Here is a 21,342-nt window from a genome sequence, read left to right as displayed (position 1 = left end):
AGCCAGGATCAAACTCTCCAAATTGGTATTTAGAAAGAGCGAAATGCTCATTTTGAAACAAACTGGCGAGAATTTACATTCTCTATCAAATGATTTCTCATTTGTTTTGATTTCATTTTCGTGAAATCTACTCACTCGTTGTTCAGTTTTCAAAGACCAATTATTCCGTTTTGTCGTTACCAGTGTTTCTCGGTGACAACTTTTATATCATAACATGTTCGTTTTGTTTACGCAAGCTTTTTTTCAATTTAATTTTCAATTGATATTCGCTTACCGATTCAATAAATGTGTTATTTACTGGCCGGAATAAGAATATATCATGTCTAGCACTATGATAACAAGTTGTAATAATTGACAAATGTCTAAACACTTTCATTCTATTTTTCATACTAATGGTTAGCGACTGTTCAATAGCTCAATAATATTTGTGACTTCTCACCGGTATAACTGTATATTAACCTTGTTAGAACACAGTTGTAGATGCCTCTGTGAATTATTACTTCATTATAGAGGTCTTCACCCAAACTAAATAAGTTGTTGATGTACTATTTTTGAGGTCTAGGGCAAGACTGTTTCTCTAGACCCACACATATCATTTCCAGTATGATCAGTAGACCACAAAATTCGGAGGTCACGCTAATTTGGATGCTTACAACGAAATTAGAGAAGGCGAAAAAGGTGCATGGGTCAGTATCATTGCCTATGTATGTCTCTCTGCGCTTAAATTATTTATTGGTCTCGCCGCTGGATCCGAAGCATTACTTGCCGATGGTCTAAACAATACAACTGACATTATTGCCTCATTCGCCGTTCTGATTGGTCTAAAGATTTCCCGCAGACCACCCGATCATGATCATAAGTATGGTCATTTCCGTGCTGAGACGGTCGCCGCGCTAGTAGCATCCTTCATTATGATTGCTGTTGGAGCTCAAGTATTATATCAAGCGGTGCAGAAATTCTTTGAACCCACTATAGGTACTCCCAATATGATCGCAGCATGGACAGCCTTGTTCTGTGCTATCGTTATGATGTTTGTATATCGATATAATATACGTCTTGCAAGAAGGATTAACAGTCGTGCCATAACTGCCGCAGCACAAGATAATCGATCAGATGCATTTGTCAGTATAGGTGCTTTCATTGGAATCGTCGGGTCTCAGTTCGGATTACCTTGGTTAGATCCACTGGCTGCCACTCTCGTAGGATTGATTATTGTTAAAACAGCTTGGGATATTTTTAAGGATGCCTCTCACGCTTTAACTGATGGATTTGATGAGCAAGAGCTTGTTAAAATAAAACAAACGGTCGCTGATACCCCAGGTGTAGAGTCTATTAAGGATATTAAAGCTCGAGTACTAGGAAATAATGTGTTGGTTGATGTAACTATTCAGGTAAATGGTTACTTAAATGTTGTGGAAAGTCATTATATATCAGAAGATATCGAAGACCGTATGCTGACGGAGCATAAGATTTCGCATATTCATGTTCATATTGAACCTATAGAATAGAAACTATAGACTAAAATGATATTTTTACTTTAATTGAATATCACGTTTGAAACCTTCACAGGATGGTTAACTACTATAGGGCACATCTTGAGAAGGTTTTTCTTATTTTAACGTATCTTAAACCAAATTTAAGCTAGAACTAAGGTAAGAGCTTTATAATTGAGATATTACGATTGATACAAACGGCTACATTACACGTTGAATATATTAGAATTACATATTTAGAAATGAGGTACTTATGAAGAAAATCATTATTGTCGGCAGCATGGTATTTGCTATAACCGTCGGTGGAGTTTCTTGGAATAGCCACGCAAGCGCAAGTCCAATTATGCTAGACCTAAATACAACCGCTCCAGTCAAAGAAGACTTACTTCACATTCTTAAGCTTTCTTCTAATGAAGAATTATATAATGCATTATATGATGGAAATACACTTGCTGATCTTGCAAAAGATAATGATGTTGACGTTCAAAAGGTAATTAACTTACAGGTTGCTGAATTAACAGCTCATATTGACCAGCGTTATGCCCGTGGTAACCTTACAGATCAACAATACAAAGAACAAAAGTCCGAAGTTAGAGATCTGATTACACAAAGTGTGCATGGTCTTTAATATGACATCGTACAATAATATCGTGTAACGATTTGCCCTTAGAGAAGTGAATAACGAAAAGTGAGATACAAACTGGCCACAGTTTGTATCTCACTTTTTTGTACATTTCAGAGACTTCACTTCTATATAACGTATACATTTATTTATTTTCTACCATAATCAGCTTTAATTTCTCCCCATTCTTTCGTTTCCCACTTACGTACCTGATTATCATAGTGATTCGTTTGTAACCAATGTAGCGCGCGATCTACTAAACCCCACACTTCCTTGGTTGATTCATCCCGTTCTAACGTTGTCGCCACTTGCTTCTCTCTCACCCATTTCAAAGCAGTACGAGAGTCGCTATACACCGTCTTTGTACTTCCTTCTTTTTTCAAATACGCTAAGGAATGCACAATAGCTAAGAACTCTCCCAGATTATTCGTACCCTTGAGAATGGGGCCTTGAGAGAATATAACCTCCCCTGTCTGCGTATTAACACCTCGATATTCGATTGGACCAGGATTCCCCCTAGTTCCTACATCAACTGAAATGCTGTTATAGTCAATCTCTTCTATTGGCTTCTCAGATGCAGACTTACTTGTCCGTCTTTTCGCAGGAGCTTTACCTTCTGACTTCTTCTGTCCCCAATGCTGTTTCCAGCCCTCTCGATAGGCCTGTTCCGCTTCAGATTTCGATTCATATGACTTATATTTGGCATCTTTAAATTGGGCTACTTGAGATTGGCACTCAGGCCAATTCGTATAGATTCCAGGCGTATTTCCAACCCATACTACATAATATTTTTGCTTAGCCACGAATAATCGTCCCTTCCTCATTCCATTCAAACCCTTATATAATTATAAACGGCTACCACGCGAAGTGATAGATAGACCTTCTATAAGTGTCGCCATTTCTAATTCATTTATGGATGACATTTCACAACAGGGATATATATATTCATTACGGCACCTATCTGGCTATGGCATCTTTCATCATAGAATTCAAAGTCCACTTTATCTGGTGCAAATTCATAGCCCGAATTCGGAAACCATTCTTCAAAAATATATCTCCATACCCCAGCAATCGCTTGTGCAAAGCCATGATTATCATAATTCGCGGGTGGCGTTGTGAACACTGCATACGTCGCCTCCGGAACGACGCCGGTAAACATATCTCGTGTAGCTTTTACAAAAGAATCATCTTTAACACCAATGACATATGTGAAACTTCCGGACTCCAAGTCTGTTGGTGGATAACATAAACAATACTCCCCGTGTTCCTTCGGCTTGATCTGTTCATATAAGTTCGCTTCAAGTCCTTCTACATTAAAGTAATCCCATAATGCCGGAATTCCCCGTTTGCTATAATCCCCTTCAAGGGTCGTTTGCAAGCCATACCCTATAATATTGAATGATGGTTTGGTACAAAAGGTAGGGTCTAGAATAATTCCTCCTACGTTTAGAAATTCGTGATACGTTCTAAGGTTAACTTTACTTGGGATCTTTCCACTTGCATGGCTACGATATTGCTCGGGGGAACACCCATATACTTTTCGAAATGCTTTACCAAAGCCCGCATGTGTCTCGAAGCCATAATCCATTGCAATATCGATGATACGCTTGCCTTGGAATAACTCTGCTACTGCATAGGCAAGACGCCTTTTTCTCACATAGTCCATAGGAGGCATGCCTACGTAAATATAGAATAAACGATAGAAGTGATACGTTGAGAATCCCGAGATTCCAGCTAGCTCTTCCACAGTAATTTTGTCTTTTAGATGCTCCTCAATGTAATCAATACTCTTCTGAAAGCACATCATGTAGCTCATCATCTTCCTCCTCACAAAGATATGTACCTCCATTGTAACCATTTCTAAGGGTAACGACTGTTCCTAAATGAACATCTTTTGCGAGAATTCAAATTATATGTAGGCTTCTTTATATTCAAAAAAAAGAGCATCCGAGCTTGTTAGCCGTTGCTCTATTATCTTCATTCTATTTCTCGTACATCTTGACCTATCTGATTGGCAATAGGATAGCAACGGTTGTCCCCTTATCTATCTCGCTAGTAATATTCACACGTCCATGATGTGACGCAACAATATTATTCACGATCATCATGCCTAGACCATTACCATCACTTTTAGTCGTGTAAAAGGGTTTGCCGATTCTACTCAATACTTCAGGGGTCATGCCCTCTCCATTATCTGCAATCCTTATTCGTTGGAAAGAACCTTCTATGTCTAATGAGATGTAAATTTCTCCTCCTAAGGGTAACGCTTCCATTGCATTTCGAAGTATATTTAAGAATACTTGCTTCAACTGATTACGATCACACTTAACTTGTTCATCTTGTATAATCTCACTTACGATCGAAATACCATTTATGTCCGCATGAATTTGGAAGATACTCAGCACTTCTCTGATAATTGTACTACTATACTCTTCTGAGAACCGAACTTCTTTAGGCTTACCCAAAATCATAAAGTCACTTATGATAACATTCATTCTCTCTAGTTCAGACATAATAAGGTCATAATGAAGTAATTTCGAATCTTTACCTGATAATTGAATCATACCTTTAATGGTCGTGAGGGGATTTCTAATCTCGTGAGCTATACTTACTGCAACTTCACCTGCATACACTAATTTCTCCGTATTACGTAATAACACTTCTGTTTTTTTCATTTCCGTAATATTGCGCAAGGTTCCGACGATACGAATTAGAATCTGGTGATCGTAGATAGGAACTACATCTAACATGTAATAGCGAATAGCCCCTGTCACTTGAAGTGCTAACTCTACACCAACATATGCCTTGCCCTTGTCGATGACATCTTGAAAAAAATCCCCTATAAGACTCACTTCACATATAGAGCTGTAGAGATATCTCTCTTTATCTTGGTCATCCCAGTTAAGCATCCTAAGGATATTTTCATTTAATTCCACGACACGTCCAAAAGCATCCGTTACAACTACGCCATAATAATTCGTCTCTAATAATACCTGATTTAAAATATGATGTTCTGTATTCTGCCTACGTAATAGTATCTCACGTTCAATAGAATCGGCCAGTGTACTTATCAAAGCAAGTAGGCTCGGATGGCTATATTCCTTCACTGTCATTAATGATAATGTTCCGACGATACGTTTTCCTCCGTCACCATAGATAGGAGAAGCACAACAAACCATATCCTGTAGGACAGTATGATAATGATCCTTACCTATAAGTTCAATCGGCTGACCGTAACGAAGACATAGCCCAATAGCGTTGGTCCCTAAATCTTCGTTAGCTTGTATCCCCTCTATAATACCAAACTTACTCGCAGCATCGATCATGGTAGTATCGCCTCTAAATGAAAGAATGTATCCCTCATCATTCGAAATTGCAATGAGATACGGGTCACCTGATGTAGAGGCAAGAAACTTATCCACGAAGTAATTAATTACCTCCAATACTTCGCAATAATTATTGATTTCTATCTCTAATTCCTTAGCTGATAAACATCTTTTAACCCTGGGTTGTAGGTCTGATCTAATCCCAAGATCTATGCACCGTTGGTTAGATTCCCTAATTATCAAGTCAAATTTCATTGTATCTACCTTCATTCTTTGCTATTCATCAATCGTGACTCCTATGTATGCTTTCTTTATCTTCATTCTAACTTGCTAGTCCTACTTTCTCTATCTAAATCTTAGTAAATAGATATAAATTGTTATCTTAAAGGTGGAATTTTTTATTGAAAGAGAAAAAATGATACACTAATACTTAAATATTAAATATAAATCATGTAAAACTAGGAGGACCACATGCAACCATTTACGCAACAAGTCATTGATATTATTCGAGCAATTCCTAGTGGAAAAGTTATGACGTACGGTCAGATTGCTGCGACTGCTGGAAGTCCACGTGGAGCCAGACAAGTTGTTCGTATCCTACACACGATGAGCGACAAGCATGGTCTCCCTTGGCACAGAGTCATCAACGCCAAGGGTGAAATAGCGATAACAGAAGATGAGTCGCGATTTCTTCAAAAGATTATACTAGAAGAAGAGGGTATTAAGACCAACGAGGCTGGACGCATTGACTTATCCGTTCATCGGTACAATGGATAACCATCGATAGCGATTCATTCCATCGTATTAATAATAACTACGGTTAACGGATCTAAGGTAATCGAATGAGCTGAAAGTTCAAAACCTACTTTGTTAGACACCTCTACGGTCCCGGCTTCATCCTGATCGACTAATACTCTTCCCGCCGTCAAATCCTCTTTCAGTGTTAATTTCCTTCTTCTACTGTCTGCATTCACAAATACGTGATAGTTCCCAGTATCATCCGTTGCCTTATTCTTATAACCGATCATAAGGTCGCATGCTTTCATTTCAGGTGCCTCAATCTGTGTCACGTTCGTGTTGATTAACGCTTGATCATCCAATCGAAATGCATTTGTAGATCTCCTCAGTGCCACCAATCCAGCGGTATACTCCCTCGTTATATGATTCACAGGATACCGAAGTGCATCCGTCGCCTTCGCCCAATCAAATCTATTGATAGCATCCGATGAGTCAAATGAATCATGAATGAAATATCCGAATATCCGACCCTCTTTATCCTCAAAAGCATAATACTTCTGTTCCGGTATACCGACCGCCATCCACTGTTTCGTTCGACCATATTCCTGTCCAGCATGGAGAAAGGCCGTTCCTTGCGAAGTTAAAATCAATGCATTTCCTAGTCTAACTCGTCTATGTATTTCTAGGTCGTTAGCCGGTATGGCTGGATCCCTCTTGGTCGTTTGTACAATTACATCATATAAGGTGAGATTGTCATGCGCTTCTATATACTGCACAATATCGCCCGGGTTGTCCGTTGGTATATTCGAAGGTTGTGCTTTGATGTTATTGAAGATGACTGAGATATCTCGGGCTCCACCTGTAAGAAACCTCGGTTCACCTTCAAGATCAAATCCCGATTTCAATTCATTTCTAATCTCATCGGAGAATACGCCAACATCATTGGTCTTATTCATCCAGTCTTGGGTTGCACCTTTACCTGCAAGCGTTGTCTCTGATAAATGTCCCTGAAAACTTCTCCAGCCTTCCCCGATAAACAACGCGTTAGCATTAAGATCGACTGCTGCGTTAAAAGCTTCTTGGACAGCCTCATAGGTTAAATCGCCCATCATGTCCCAGCGCATGCCATCAATTTTGTACTCCTTGAACCAGTACTTCACAGAATCAACCATCAGCTTCTTAGCCATCTTATGATTACTTGCTAGATTATTTCCAAACCCACCTATAAACTGTCCCTCTGCATTCTGCCATGCATAATAGTTCGGAACGATATCATTCAGAAAGTCAGCTAACGCCATATGTGAGTACACAACGTCTAATATGACACCCATTCCCGCTTCATGAATGGTATGAATCATTGCTTTTAACTCTTTAATTCTCAGTTGCGGATCGGTAGGGTCCTCTGAATATGCACCATCCGGGGAGAAATAGTGGTGTGGATCGTATCCCCAGCTATAGACATTGTCCTTAGTTGAGTATTCTAGTTGTCTCTCCCCCATTGCAGCCTCGTCTCCGAAATACCACGCCATCACAGGAAGCAGTTGCACATGTGTAACACCAAGTGATTGGATATAATCAATCTTGTCTTTAAAAGCACTAAAGGATCCCCATCTTGCATTCAATTCATTTTCTATTGAAGGATCCGATGTGAAATCTCGTATATGTACTTCCCAGATGATTGCATCACATCTCGTCTTGTACCCTTCAATACTCGCAAAATCATATTGGTCAGGATTAGTTTCACTCAAATCAACAATCGCTGCTTTTCCAATCCTATCCCCATCCGGACCTGGCTGTCCTGTTGTATCCACTCTGCATATAGCCATTGATTTCGCATAAGGATCGAGAACTTGCCTAGTCTCTTCATTATTGGTCACTTCATATTGATAGAAATATCCTCGAAGATCCTTAACATCCAGATCCACCGGTGATACCTCTGTAGACCACACTCCCCGATCTCCGAGGTTCAAGTTAACGCTACCAATAAACTGAGAAGCATCTTGTTTGTCATACAATTTCACTGTGACACTACTTGCAATCGGTGCCCAAATTTTAAACCTTACTCCATCTTCCTTATAGGTTGCTCCGAGGTCGTCCCCCTCGTAATAGTACCGTTCATCGAGTACTTTCCAATCCATTGTCTATCACTCCCATCCATCTATCATGACGTATATACTTCAATTATGAGATAGATGTGAATATTCTATTCTTAGGAGAAGGAAAAACATGATTCAGCTCATTACTCAATCATCAGAATTTCACGAATTTCATCCTCCGATAGCAATGACAATTCCTGTTGACCCGGCTGAATCACTTCGTCGATCAAATTTCTCTTCTTCTGCTGTAATTCATGCATCTTTTCTTCGACAGTGCCTTGTGCAACAAGGCGTATGACTTGTACGACTTTCTTTTGTCCAATGCGATGTGCACGATCAGCTGCCTGTTCCTCTACCGCAGGGTTCCACCATAGATCATAAAGGATAACGGTATCTGCTCCCGTAAGGTTTAGTCCCGTACCTCCCGCCTTTAAGGAGATGAGGAACAAGTCGTGCTCTCCTTCATTAAATCGATTACACAACTCCACTCGATCTGAAACCGGTGTTTGTCCATCCAAGTAGAAATAAGGTATGCCTTGCCGACCCATTTCTCTTCTGATCAAGCCGAGCATCTCTGTAAATTGTGAGAATACCAACATTCGCTTACCCGCACTCCGACATTCTTCAATAATCTCCAACAGTTGCTCGAATTTAGCAGAACTCCCTGTGTACTCTGGGACGAACAGCGCAGGATGGCAACACAACTGACGGAGTCTCGTCAACCCGGCTAGTATCTTGATGCGATTCTTCTGGAAGCTCTTCTCCTTCAAATGTTTCACCGTTTCATGCTTCAGTTCTGCCAAATAAGCTACGTAGAACTTCTTCTGCTCTGGTAGCAATTCGGATACCTGTATCGATTCGATCTTGTCCGGTAGCTCCTTCAGTACATCACTCTTAAGGCGCCGCAGTAAGAACGGACGGATTCGCTTAGCCACATTATCTCTAGATAAGTTCGCAAAGACCTTTCGACTTGTAAATAACTCTGGGAATACCACATCGAAAATAGACCATAGCTCGTCGATTGAATTCTCCACGGGCGTTCCCGTGAGTGCAAATCGATGTCGCGCCCGAATTCTCCTTACCGTCTGTGCCGTCTGTGTCGTATGGTTCTTGAAAGTCTGTGCCTCATCCAGAATTAGCGTATGGAACGTTGATCCAGCATAATATTCGAAATCTCTACGTATTAACGGATACGAGGTAATCAGGACATCCACTCCTGATACGTTCTTCACCATACGGCTGCGTTCTTCCTGCGTACCGTCAACGATATTCACAATCACTTCAGGTGCAAATTTCTTCAATTCATTGCGCCAATTGTATACCAGAGAGGCGGGTGCAACGATTAAAGCCGGCATCTTCTCACGTCTTATCTCAGGCAATACGGAGACAATGAAGGCAATACTTTGTAGTGTTTTACCAAGTCCCATATCATCTGCCAGAATCCCACCAAATCGATAGTTGGCAAGTGTCTTCATCCATTGATAACCGTATTGCTGATAATCGCGAAGTACAGATGTTAGACTTTCCGGCAATGGGTAGTCCATGAGATCAGGATTACGCATGTTCTCGAGAAGCCGACGGAATGATTTACTCAACCGAATGGTTTTACCTGTGTCTTGATAGTCCAGCAACTTAAGCCCATGAATAACTGGCAGACGAATGTCCGGTCCTGTCATCTTTCCTGTGCCGATACCCGCTTCATTCATGAAACGTAGCATCTCCTGAAACTTCTCACCCTCAAGGGGTACTAATGCCCCACTGGATAATCGATAGTACTTACTCTTCTCCTCAAGAGACTTCAATAGATGACGGATTTCTTGTTCTGGAATCCCATCGATATCGAACTTGAATTCTAGCCAATCATGTCTGGAATCCATATCTACCGTTATCTTTGGACTAGTAAGTCCATAATGGATTCTTGCTTTCACTGCGGTAGTGGCATATACTTCGACCAGCTTTTGCATTTGTGGGACGACCTTATATAAGAAATCATACTCTGCATCTTCATCTGCTAGAAAATATCCTGTTTCCGACTTCGCAAATGGACTTTGATCCATAAGATCAAGTATTCTCATTTCCAAATCGCCATCGCGCATTAGAATACGATCATCTCCACGTTGCTGGTTATTCTCTTCATCCAGGGGATTAATGATGACGCCCCCGTAATGGAACTCTAATCCAGCTAACAAGCGATCCTTTACACGGTCCAAATATAATTTTGCCTTCAAAGGCGTTTGCACCATACGTTCAGACACTGCCTTTGCGATATGGACGCTCCCAATCTTCATCAAGCCTGGAATGACCTTTTCCATAAAAATATCAAGTTGCTCCTGGGCAATCCGAATGTACGGTTTGTGGGAAGTGACTACCATATGCTTCAACTCTGCAAGACGTTTGATTTCTTCATCAGGTAACTTCACAAGCTTCGCCCCGAATAAGACCACGCCATATGACTCCATAATCGATATCGCATCTAACCCTTGGATGTCTAGATAATAACCTTGTCCCGGATTATGATCGAACTCAAATCGAATGGGGATCGTCTCATCGGATACGGAAATCCCATCTTGAACAAAATCCCCATGAGCTAACTTAACGACTTGCGCCTTCATAAACAGTAGAAGTAGATCATTCCAGTAAATCGGAGGAATCATTAATAGACGGTTCCTTTGACTCGCTTCCATGATGGCAAGTTCTTGGTATATCTCTTCACTGTTATTGATCGCAATCAGATGACGAATGACTGCATCATTTTCTTTAGAGAAACAATGAATTTCCGGGTCATATGTAAAAAGATTGGAGAATACATAGGTCTCCTCTCGTTCAATAACATCAAGTAGTTCACTTACGTTCTTCACGACATATAACCGTGAAGGTCCGATCTTGATTTCTATACCGAAAATATACTTTCGATACCCGTTATATATCGGTTTACATGTGAACTCCACGTCAAGCGGCGTTCTTGAATCGAAGTATTTGCGCTTATGGGTTGTACGAATCGTCTTTTCAGCAAATAACTCCAACATAAAGTTGGTCAATTGCGTCTCTCCTGCTGATACGCTTATAGGTTCTTCTTCCTGCTCACTTCGCTGTTGTATGTCATGAATATTTAGAAGCACAGCTGCGATATGTTGGCAGTACAGATCATACGAAGATAATGTGGGGCACGTGCACTCTGCAAATACATCACCTGCGGAATCTATCTTCACCGTAACCTGCTCTGTGCTTTTGCCTTTGACAGTCGCTGTATAGAATCCGGTATCCGAATCTGTATATGTAAAAGTTACTTTTCCCGTTTGGTAGTAGGACTCTCCTTTAACATAAGAGTTCTTTCCACACCACAATCTAATGCTGCTTGGGGTCAACTGAACGTCCATTACCTTGTATCCTCCTAATGAAAGGGCATTGTATATTTCCTATAATAACAGATAATCTTCTACTCTTCTGCTTACCCCCTTTACCGCGAATGATTAGAGCGTTCTTCTCAACAAAAATCCGGCCCTCAGGAGAGAACCGGACTGTAGTAGCTATTAAACAAATTGTGTTAATAATTGATTGAACTTCTCGCGTTCTTCCCAGAAGGCGCCGTGGCCGCTATATTGAAATGGAACAAGCTGTGAATTTCGTATTTTGGAATTTAGCACCTGAGCACTTGCAAATGGAATCACTTTATCATGAATACCATGAATAATTAAAGTTGGTACATGTATTTTATCAAGGTCATTATTCACATTCTCATCTCTGAGCATAATTATAATGGCCGCGGTCGACCAGCTGGCTGCTTTTAACCCCATTTGAAAGAACCAATCGGAGAACCGGCTGGTTACATATTGAAAGAAAAACATATCCGTTACTTTTTGAAGCATATTAGGTCGATCATTATACGTTAGTGTTAAAAACTGATTCGCTGTATCTGCCGTAAACCCCGTGGGCGATGCAGCGTCGATTAAGACAAGTTTAGATACGCCGTATCCTTGATATCTGCCCATATAACGAATGGCGATGGCTCCACCCGTCGAGTGAGCCGCTATTGTGAAGTTCTCTAATTGAAGAGCGGCAACGACAGCCCGAATATCATCCGCCAATCGGTCATAATTGTACCCATCAAAAGGTTTATCCGACTTACCAAACCCTCTCCAGTCAATCCCAATACAACGATATCCTAATGCAGGAAGAACATTAAATTGATACTCGAACTGCTTATGGCTTAAGGGCCAGCCATGTATAAATAGTATCGTCTTCTTCCCCGCCGGATTTACATCTTCAACATAATATTTCACACCCGGTTCAACATTCACATAATAGCCCATTTCTTTATTCCTCCGATTAGCGATCTTATTATTAGTCATAAGATATTCACTTAAGGAAATATAGGTGAATACCCAAGCCAATGATTAGATAAATCTAACCATTACAGATCAGTCCACCCAACTCTTTAATCAAACATTCAACTACCATTCAGTTTCAATTCAGTTGACACTTGTATGATGGTTCGTAGATGTAAATCTCCCAGTGATAACAACAAATCAACAATCGGATTGAAGAAATGGATGGAGAGTGGCAGTTATGGAGATGAACAAGAAGAAAAAGAAACGAACGTTATTTATTGTTATAACCCTCATTGTTGTTGGCATTGGAAGCATCCTATATGCCCTTGCGAACCGATATTTGATCGAACATGTTGAAGTCGTCGTTCAGAATGAGAATACAACATCCAGTAAAACAGGCAACCTCAGTAATCCAAGTGAAGTAAGTACAAGCAACGCCAAATATGACGATACTAGTTATACCAGTGACGATATTCAGATCAAGATTGATCAGGTACAGACGGGTTCTGGAAATGATCAAATCACCTACTATGTTGCGGATGTCGTGCTTAAAGATTCGAGTACCCTACTCTCCGCCTTTGCTAATGATAGCTTTGGACGCAATATTATTGAGAACACCTCTACCATTGCTGCTAATAACGATGCGATATTTGCCATTAACGGCGATTATTACGGGTTCCGAGACGACGGTGTGATTATCCGAAATGGCACTGTATATCGGGATACCCCCGTAAGGACTGCCCTTGCATTATTCAAAGACGGTACAATGAAATCTTATGATGAAGAAGATCTATCTTCCGCTTCATTACTCGCAAGTGGCGTAACCAACACATACTCCTTTGGACCGACGCTCATCAAAGACGGTACAGTTATCGATAATTTCGATCATTTAAAAGTCGATACCAACTTCGGAAACCGCTCCATCCAGAATTCGAACCCAAGAACAGGCATCGGTATGATTGGCCCTAATCATTATGTATTTATTGTCGTTGATGGTCGTATGACGGGTTACAGTAAAGGCATGACCCTATCTGAATTTGCCAAGGTATTTGCAAATCTCGGTTGTACGGAAGCCTATAATCTTGACGGTGGTGGTTCGTCGACGATGTATTTCATGGGTCAAGTCGTAAATAGTCCCTTGGGTAAAAACAAAGAACGTGGTGTCAGCGACATCCTTTACATAAGAGAGGCGAACTGACATGACTATACTTATACCTTCTTATGAACCCGATGAAAGACTACTACTCTTGGTCTATCGTCTAAAGGAACTATCCGATGTAGACATCCTCGTTGTAGATGACGGTAGCGGAGAACTGTACCAACATATTTTCAAAGTCTTAGAAACATCTGGCTGCACCGTCTTACATCACGATACTAATCGAGGTAAAGGCGGTGCTCTCAAAACAGGCTTTCACTATTTAAAAGATATCGGTGAGCAAGGTAACATCATATGTGCAGATAGTGATGGGCAACATCTTCCCGAGGATATTATGAGAATCTCTCAAGAGCTAGATGAACCAGGTCGTCATCTCATGCTCGGAAGTCGGCAGTTCAGCGGTAAAGTTCCCTTTCGTAGTCGCTTTGGGAACACGCTCACACGAATGGTGTACTCCTTCACGACTGGTATCAAGATCCATGATACGCAGACCGGACTTCGTGGATTTCCTGCTCATATGCTTGATTGGCTGTGTCAGATTCCAGGAGAACGGTTTGAATATGAGATGAACATGCTGTTAAGAGCGCAAAAAGACGGATATGCCATCGATGAACTTTTTATCAACACCATTTATTTAGAGCATAATAAGTCCTCTCATTTCCGACCACTCATGGATTCTATCAGTGTATATCTCCCGATCCTTCTATTCAGTGCCTCATCTTTCCTGTCTGGTATCCTGGATTTCATTCTGCTTCTGCAGATCCAATACTTCACTGGCAATCTATTTATTGCTGTACTATTATCAAGAATTTGTAGCTCCACCTTTAACTTCACGATGAACAGAAGGTATGTTTTTGCAACGAGTCAAGATTCAACACTCCGCACTTCATTGACCAAATACTTCACCCTTGCCATCATCGTGCTTCTATTAAATTATGGCGTCTTGTTTATGTATCATGAACAACTAGGCATGCCGCTAATCCTTGCAAAGCTACTAACCGAAGCTTCCATCTTCCTTATCAGTTATTGGGCCCAGCGTAGATATGTGTATTAGATTTCCGCGTCGTTTCTAGTTAAAAGAGGGGTGTCCCGAATGCCAAAATCGTGGTATTCGGGACACCCCTCATCTTCAACAGAAGAAGATTGCATCAACTTCATGTATCATGAACCCACTGTTCGTACTTCACTTCGATGTTCCTGTCGATACTCTGTAGGTGTGACGTTGAATTTCTTACGAAACAGTTGTGTAAAATGCTTCACATCCTGATACCCTACACGTTCCGATATATCAGCAAGCTTCAGTTGTGGATTAAGTAGTAATTGCTTGGCTTGTTCCATACGTAATTGAATCACATATTCTTTGAAACCATACCCGGTCTTTTGTTTGAAGACTTGGCTGAAATAAACTGGGTTCAGATAGACAATCGAAGCGATTTTTTCTAAGGTCAAGTCCGAATTGTAATAGGTCTTGATATATTGTAATGCGACCTCAATGACTTGGCTCCCACCTGTCGCATAATACTCAAATTTATGAGAGATAGAGTCTTGATGCATCCGCTGGACTTCAATAGGAATAATCTTGAAATCAGACAACACTTCAGTATGAAAAATCTGAAAGGGGACTTTAACATACCTTTTTAAATAAATGCGCAGCTTATCCAACAGGTCCTTCATGGTATTCTCTTCATCAATCGTTATGAGACCCAATACACTTTTAGCATCATAACTCGTGGCGAATCCCTTACCATACTGATGAATCAATTCGGTGAGAATATTATCAATAATAAAATGCTCTAAATGGACCACTTTGTCACTTTCCATCTTCACCATAACGAGTTGGAATTGTGGATGGTTAGCAATAACAGAAGCCATATCCATGCCTCCAATATCTAGACCCAAAGCCCACCGCTGAAATACTGCCTCTCGCAGAAATTTCAAATTTGTATTTACCAATTTAGAGAACTTGACAATCTCCGCTTCACATCCGATTTTTAGTTCAAGCTTACCGATCATCTCCATCAACATATCCTTGCCTATCGGCTTAAGCAAGTAATCTACCGCTCCTAGACGAACCGCTTCCTTGGCATAGGCAAATTCAGAATAGGCGGAAATAATCACCCAGTGGATATGCGGATAACTTGCTTTAGTCAATTTCATCAACTCTAGCCCTGTCATACCTGGCATAAGAATATCTGTCAATACGATCTCAATTGGACGACTTCGTAGCATATGTACAGCCTCTTCTGGATTGGCTGCCAAATAAATATTGGACTGCGGATACGACCTTTGAATCGTTCGCTTTATACCTTCTCGAATGACAGATTCATCATCTACGATGAGAATATTCATCTGCATGCCTCCTTTGTAACGGAATCGGTATCACAACGGTCACGGTTGTTCCTTGCCCCCTATGACTCTCAACACGAATACCATAGGCTTCTCCAAACATCATGTTGATTCGAGCGTGTACATTATGTAATCCGATCCCTCTCCTTGGTTGATCTATAGATTCAATAGCTACGTTTGCATTCATACCAAGCGACTCCCTAACTTGACGTAACGTTTCTTCATCCATGCCCAATCCATGATCTGTAATGCTGATATGGAGCTCATGACCGTGCTGTTCCGCAAATACTTGTAACTTGCAAGGCGTGCCTAGCGGTTCTAGGCCATATTTCACTGCATTTTCGATAATTGGTTGAATGGTCACTTTCGGTAAAATCACATCAAGCCATTCTTCAGAAACGTTAATCTCCGTCTCCAATCTGCCATCCAAGCGAATCTCAATGATCGTCAAATAATGACGGATCTGCTCCAACTCTTGACCAAGTGTTGTTTGTGACGCCTCTCCCCAATTACTGCTATACCGAAACATTTGGGAAAGTGAGAGAATGACACGACTTAACCTTTCATTTTCTTTCTCATCCAACATCCAATAAATCATATCTAATGTGTTATATAAAAAATGTGGATTCACTTGCGATTGAAGTGCCTGCAACTGGGCGTTCTTCTCACTCACCGAGGATAGCGTAATCCGTTCGATCAGTTCATCCATCCGGTGCACCATGCGATTAAAGGAAGAGACTAGGCTATTGATCTCATCAAATGAATTTACATTCACAGAGCCACTGAAATTTCCCAATTCAACTTTCTTCATTTCTCGAATCAATAGCTTCAATGGAGAAGCAATCGTCCTAGATACGAGTGAAGCTAATACCGTAGACACAATAATTAGCGCGATAATGACAATTGCTAAGTACAATCGGGTTTGGTTAATTTCAGCATTAAGATCACTCTTCGGTGTTATTCCGTAAATGGTCCAATCCGCAAGTGAGGTTTTTGCAGCCACGATCAATTGATCTGACTCATCGTCTACAATAATCTTATGGCCATTCGAAGGTTTAGGAAGGTTATTTAATACTGGAAATTCACCCTCCTGCTCCCCCTTGGCTATGATATGATCGTCTTTCCCAGTAATAAATGCTCGCGTATTAGGACTGATACTCACATTAGATAAGGCCTCTGTAATCGGTGCAGGATTCGTTTCGATGATCATCATGCCAATCGATTTATAAGCTGTCAGATCGTAGAGCTGCCTACCAAACACGAATACCGTATCTTGTTGCATCCTGTTAACGGGTGAGCTAGGATAGAACCCAAGCCAGACCATATTTCCTGAAGACGCTTTCAATTTGAGATACCATTCTTTTTGCTCGTAATTGATATCAATGACACCACCGAATTGTCTCTCATAACTATAGACCTTCCCCGCATTCGTAATGATATGTATCCCTACAATCTCCTTGCGGGAAAAGAATGTCGCACCAATGATATTCGTAATCGTTCGTTCATTAATGACCGATACTGCAGGGTTGTTAGTAGTCTCTTGAAGTAACCTCGTTAATTCATAGTTACCATTCAATGATTTCGTAACACTGTTATACCCCTCAAGCATGAGATCAAACAAACCTGCTGTTTGAGAAATATTCTTCTGAGCAATATCGCTGATTTTAGAATGAATGATATCTAACGACCGTGAATAGTAAAGGAAACTAACGATAATAAGGATTGTGGTCATACACGTTAAAAAAAGAAAAAAAAGCCGGCTATGAATAGAACGGAATCTTCGAGCCAATCCTGTTGTCCCCCTCTACTCGATTTAATTCCATTTTATCACATCACCCGCTTACTGATCATTACTAACCTTTTACTGCGCCCGCTACCATTCCCTGCGTAATTTTGTCTGCTAATAAGAAATAGATGATGATCACAGGAAGTGCACCTAACACTAAGAACGCCCCGATGGCTCCATAATTCACGGAATATTGGCTTACAAAGCTATTCACCCCAAAAGGTAGTGTCTTCAGGTCATTAGCAGAAATGAATATCGATGCCAGAATGTATTCGTTCCATATGTTAATAAACGTTAGGATACATACGGTCATGATAGGTGGAACAGAAATCGGTAACATAATGTTCCAATATACCCGAAGTATACTCGCACCATCCATGATTGCCGACTCTTCAATCTCACCTGGAATCGACTTCATGAACCCATTAAGAATAAATATAGCAATCGGCATGGAGAATGCGATATAAGGCAAGATAATAGACGCATGTGTATTCAAGATATGCATATTCTTAAAGATAATCATTAACGGCAATAATGTCGCTTGCATTGGAATCATCATACCGATCAGAAAGAGTAACAGTACCGCTTGACCATAACGCCAACGGAAACGACTTATCGCAAAAGCAGCTAATGAGCTCAATATAATGACACACGTCATCGTCACCGTTGTAACGAAGAAACTGTTCCATAAATAACGAAGGTAATCCCCACCTGCAAATGCAGAGGTATAATTGCTCCATTGCGGAGATTGCGGTAGTGCGAAGAAGTTCCCAGACAGAATCTCCTCATTTGTTTTGAAGGAGTACAGAATTAACCATAGTAATGGGTAGACTTGCGTCACCACGAGCAGCGATAAGAAGAGAAGAACGATCCCCTTAGCATAAGAAAATCGTCTGCGATTGGTTACGTTCTTTACATGCCGCAAAGTCGTAACCGGTGATGCCGTATTCATATCGATTTCCCCCTTTACGAGAATCGTTTCTCTAATTTATTGAAAATATAATTAATAATGACTGTGGCAATTAGACATACAACAACCAGAAATGAAGCAATCGAGCTACCATATCCATACTGCATCGACTTGAACGACATATTATACATATGTGTGGAGATCACATCCGTAGCATTAGCAGGTCCTCCGCCCGTCATGACCATGACCATATCAAATGCTTGTAGTGAACCGATAAACGCCAACACAATAGAAATTTTAAATATCGGAATAATCATGGGTAACGTAATGTAGCGGTCTGCTTTGAATCCTTCTGCCCCATCAATCCGAGCCGCTTCATATACTTCAGTGGGTACATTCGAAATCCCTGTAAACTGAATGAGCGTATGATAGCCTAAGTACTGCCACAATGCGACGAAGTATAAGGAGTACATCGCCACCGCAGGTTCAGTTAACCAAGATCTGGACCAAGACTCAAGTCCAATGACAATCAAAATTTGATTCAACATCCCCCCCATAGACGCAGGGTTGTAGATTGTTTTCCATAACTGACCGATGATAACAACGGATAATATAACAGGTAAGAAGTAACTAGAAACCAAAAAATTCGGTTTACGAATATATCTTCTTAGTAAGATCGCTATGAACAACGCAATCGGAATCTCTGCCATTGAGAAAACAGAAAACATCAATGTTCTCCGTACAGATGGCCAGAAGATAGTATCATGAAAAAACAGGTTTTTAAAATTGTCCAATCCTACAAAAGTCGATGTACCAATACCATTCCAATCTAATAAGCCACTATATAACGATACTATAATAGGAATAAATACAATTCCGAAATAAATAAGCAAGCACGGCAGCACAAACGCAGTAATGGTAAGGCGGGAGACCTTAAGAACGTTCATACCTTATCTCCTCCTTCTGTCGACTAAGATAAGTATGAAGGGAACAGCAAGTGTCCCCTTCATGTACATAGATTTAACTATTTATTGTTAGCTTCATACGCCGCTTGGTGTTCTTTCGCCACTGCACCGGCTTCTACCTTCTGCACGAACAGGTTTTGAATACTGTTTAAATGCACTTGTGCTGTCCCCGGATTCATGGTGTTATCAAACGCCAAATCTCCGCCTTTCACTTCTTTAAACAGACCGAGTACTTCCATCGCCATATCGGAATAACCCGCCGCCTTAAAGTCCCCATCTACGACCTGACCAATCCCAACAGCACCCTTAGCTGTAAAAGCTTCTTTCGGGAAGTTCAACATGAACCAATTCAAGAAGTCTTTTGTCTCTTGCAAATGCTCACTATTCGCAGAAATTGCGAACGCACTACCCGGTGCTAACATGAACTCATTCGGATCACCTTTTCCACCGATTGTTGGGAATTTAAATACGCCTACTTTCCCATTCACAGAAGATGTTTCAATACCGCCTGTTGCCCACGTTCCCATGAAGTACATCGCTGCCTTCCCTGTTTTGAACAAGTTTTCCCCAGCATTATAGTCAAAGGAAGTAGCCCCTTCTTGAAATGCTCCCGCTGTAACTAAACTTTGGAATGAATCAACTGCTTCTTTAAACGCAGGATCATCGAATGTCTTCTTCTGATCTACAACATCCTGTAAGAATCCTGGTCCATTTGTCCGAAGCAACATATTCATGAACAAGAATGAACCCGTCCACGAATCCTTTTCACCAATAGCGATCGGTGTAATACCTTTTTCTTTGAGTGTTCCAACGACTGTAAGCATCTCTTCAAACGTTGTTGGCACTTGTACGCCAGCTTTTTCGAAAAGCTCTTTATTGTAGTAAACGACAGCGATGTTATTACCGTCCGGAAGAGCATATGTGTTGTTATCAAAGCTATACCAATCTAATAGCCCTTCTTGGAAAGTATCCTTTAAACTATTTTGATCCAACATATCATTCAATGGAGCAAACAATCCGGCTTCTACAAAAGGTTTCATTTGTGCTGCAGGGTTCACGATTGTAATATCAGGAACCTCTTTCGATGCAGCCTGAGTCTTTAACTTCAATTTCTGTTGATCCGTGTTGAGTGAATCAAGTTCAATCTTGATGTTAGGATGCTCTGTTTGGTATTGTGTTACGAGCTTCTTCATCAGTTGATTCTTAGGATCAGTCGTATCCGGGTAGATGTTCTGGAAAGTAATCTTAACTTCCTTCTCAACAACCTTTTCTGCCACCTTCTCCGTTGGCTTCGCACCCTCGGTGCTTGCAGTATCGCCTTTTTTATCGTTCGTGCTATTTCCACACGCTGCTAAACTAAATACCAACGTCGATGCAAGAATAAAACTTAACATCTTTGAAGCCTTTGCCATTTTATTCACCCCTTCTAAGTGTATAGGCTCATTATGAAGGTATTTTTTTCCTTTGGGGAGGTGCGAAATTTAGGAAAGAGGGTTAGTTTTTTCAGATTAGGTGGTTTGAGGGGTTATTATTATAGATGCAAAAAAAAAACACCGTGCAAACAGTTGTTGAACTG

At 40.8% G+C, this 21,342-nt stretch carries 15 protein-coding genes and 1 pseudogene; 5 read left to right on the top strand and 11 right to left on the bottom strand.

Features of this window, described 5'->3' with window-relative positions; all coding sequences use genetic code 11:
* Positions 1-641 precede the first annotated feature (641 nt).
* Together PBAT_RS15175 and PBAT_RS15170 are read left to right on the top strand one after the other, a co-directional pair.
* The gene (locus PBAT_RS15175) at positions 642-1,508 is read left to right on the top strand and encodes a cation diffusion facilitator family transporter (RefSeq protein ID WP_068650810.1); all 867 of its coding nucleotides are present in this window, start codon (positions 642-644) and stop codon (positions 1,506-1,508) included.
* A 265-nt stretch (positions 1,509-1,773) separates the two neighbouring features.
* Entirely contained in the window at positions 1,774-2,121 is a 348-nt protein-coding gene (locus PBAT_RS15170; protein ID WP_149466256.1) for a hypothetical protein, read from the top strand.
* Between the two features lie 143 nt (positions 2,122-2,264).
* Here the strand turns inward: PBAT_RS15170 and rnhA are convergent, their stop codons facing one another.
* The 3 genes from rnhA to PBAT_RS15155 form a co-directional block, all read right to left on the bottom strand.
* Positions 2,265-2,918, bottom strand: coding sequence for a ribonuclease H (rnhA, locus tag PBAT_RS15165; RefSeq protein WP_068650817.1), 654 nt, complete (start codon positions 2,916-2,918; stop codon positions 2,265-2,267).
* Positions 2,919-3,025: 107 nt separating this feature from the next.
* Entirely contained in the window at positions 3,026-3,931 is a 906-nt protein-coding gene (locus tag PBAT_RS15160) for an AraC family transcriptional regulator (RefSeq protein ID WP_068650808.1), read from the bottom strand.
* Positions 3,932-4,118: 187 nt separating this feature from the next.
* Positions 4,119-5,537, bottom strand: coding sequence for an ATP-binding protein (locus PBAT_RS15155; RefSeq protein WP_246168320.1), 1,419 nt, complete (start codon positions 5,535-5,537; stop codon positions 4,119-4,121).
* A 375-nt stretch (positions 5,538-5,912) separates the two neighbouring features.
* Between PBAT_RS15155 and PBAT_RS15150 the strand changes: the two genes are divergently transcribed.
* The gene (locus PBAT_RS15150) at positions 5,913-6,218 is read left to right on the top strand and encodes an MGMT family protein (RefSeq protein WP_068650806.1); all 306 of its coding nucleotides are present in this window, start codon (positions 5,913-5,915) and stop codon (positions 6,216-6,218) included.
* Between the two features lie 14 nt (positions 6,219-6,232).
* Here PBAT_RS15150 and PBAT_RS15145 read toward each other — a convergent pair.
* The 3 genes and pseudogenes from PBAT_RS15145 to PBAT_RS15135 all read right to left on the bottom strand — a co-directional run.
* Positions 6,233-8,311 (bottom strand): annotated as a pseudogene (locus PBAT_RS15145) (alpha-amylase family glycosyl hydrolase); the annotation flags it as partial.
* Between the two features lie 107 nt (positions 8,312-8,418).
* Positions 8,419-11,652 (bottom strand): DEAD/DEAH box helicase, encoded by a 3,234-nt coding sequence (locus PBAT_RS15140; RefSeq protein ID WP_068650805.1) that lies wholly within the window; start codon positions 11,650-11,652, stop codon positions 8,419-8,421.
* A 153-nt stretch (positions 11,653-11,805) separates the two neighbouring features.
* Positions 11,806-12,585: an alpha/beta fold hydrolase gene (locus tag PBAT_RS15135; RefSeq protein WP_068650804.1), complete on the bottom strand. Its 780-nt coding sequence runs from the start codon at positions 12,583-12,585 to the stop codon at positions 11,806-11,808.
* A 256-nt stretch (positions 12,586-12,841) separates the two neighbouring features.
* Between PBAT_RS15135 and PBAT_RS15130 the strand changes: the two genes are divergently transcribed.
* Together PBAT_RS15130 and PBAT_RS15125 are read left to right on the top strand one after the other, a co-directional pair.
* Positions 12,842-13,801 (top strand): phosphodiester glycosidase family protein, encoded by a 960-nt coding sequence (locus PBAT_RS15130; protein ID WP_211267835.1) that lies wholly within the window; start codon positions 12,842-12,844, stop codon positions 13,799-13,801.
* Position 13,802: 1 nt separating this feature from the next.
* Positions 13,803-14,813, top strand: coding sequence for a bifunctional glycosyltransferase family 2/GtrA family protein (locus PBAT_RS15125; protein WP_068650803.1), 1,011 nt, complete (start codon positions 13,803-13,805; stop codon positions 14,811-14,813).
* Positions 14,814-14,920: 107 nt separating this feature from the next.
* On the opposite strand, the gene PBAT_RS15120 is transcribed toward PBAT_RS15125, so the two are convergent.
* From PBAT_RS15120 to PBAT_RS15100, 5 genes are all read right to left on the bottom strand, one after another.
* Positions 14,921-16,108, bottom strand: a complete 1,188-nt coding sequence (locus tag PBAT_RS15120; protein WP_068650802.1) for a response regulator transcription factor — start codon at positions 16,106-16,108, stop codon at positions 14,921-14,923.
* The gene (locus PBAT_RS15115; protein ID WP_068650801.1) at positions 16,086-17,894 is read right to left on the bottom strand and encodes a sensor histidine kinase; all 1,809 of its coding nucleotides are present in this window, start codon (positions 17,892-17,894) and stop codon (positions 16,086-16,088) included. The genes PBAT_RS15120 and PBAT_RS15115 overlap by 23 nt, the downstream gene beginning before the upstream one ends.
* 64 nt (positions 17,895-17,958) lie before the next feature.
* Complete coding sequence (locus PBAT_RS15110) at positions 17,959-18,843, bottom strand: carbohydrate ABC transporter permease (protein WP_084403116.1); 885 nt, start codon at positions 18,841-18,843, stop codon at positions 17,959-17,961.
* A gap of 14 nt (positions 18,844-18,857) precedes the next feature.
* The gene (locus PBAT_RS15105; protein ID WP_068650800.1) at positions 18,858-19,748 is read right to left on the bottom strand and encodes a carbohydrate ABC transporter permease; all 891 of its coding nucleotides are present in this window, start codon (positions 19,746-19,748) and stop codon (positions 18,858-18,860) included.
* Positions 19,749-19,825: 77 nt separating this feature from the next.
* Entirely contained in the window at positions 19,826-21,178 is a 1,353-nt protein-coding gene (locus PBAT_RS15100; RefSeq protein ID WP_068650799.1) for an extracellular solute-binding protein, read from the bottom strand.
* Positions 21,179-21,342 lie beyond the last annotated feature (164 nt).

The sequence above is a fragment of the Paenibacillus antarcticus genome, assembly GCF_001637225.1.
Lineage (GTDB): Bacteria > Bacillota > Bacilli > Paenibacillales > Paenibacillaceae > Paenibacillus_AQ > Paenibacillus_AQ antarcticus.
Note: the sequence above shows the minus strand (reverse complement) of the source record. Positions and strands in the feature narration are given on the sequence as shown.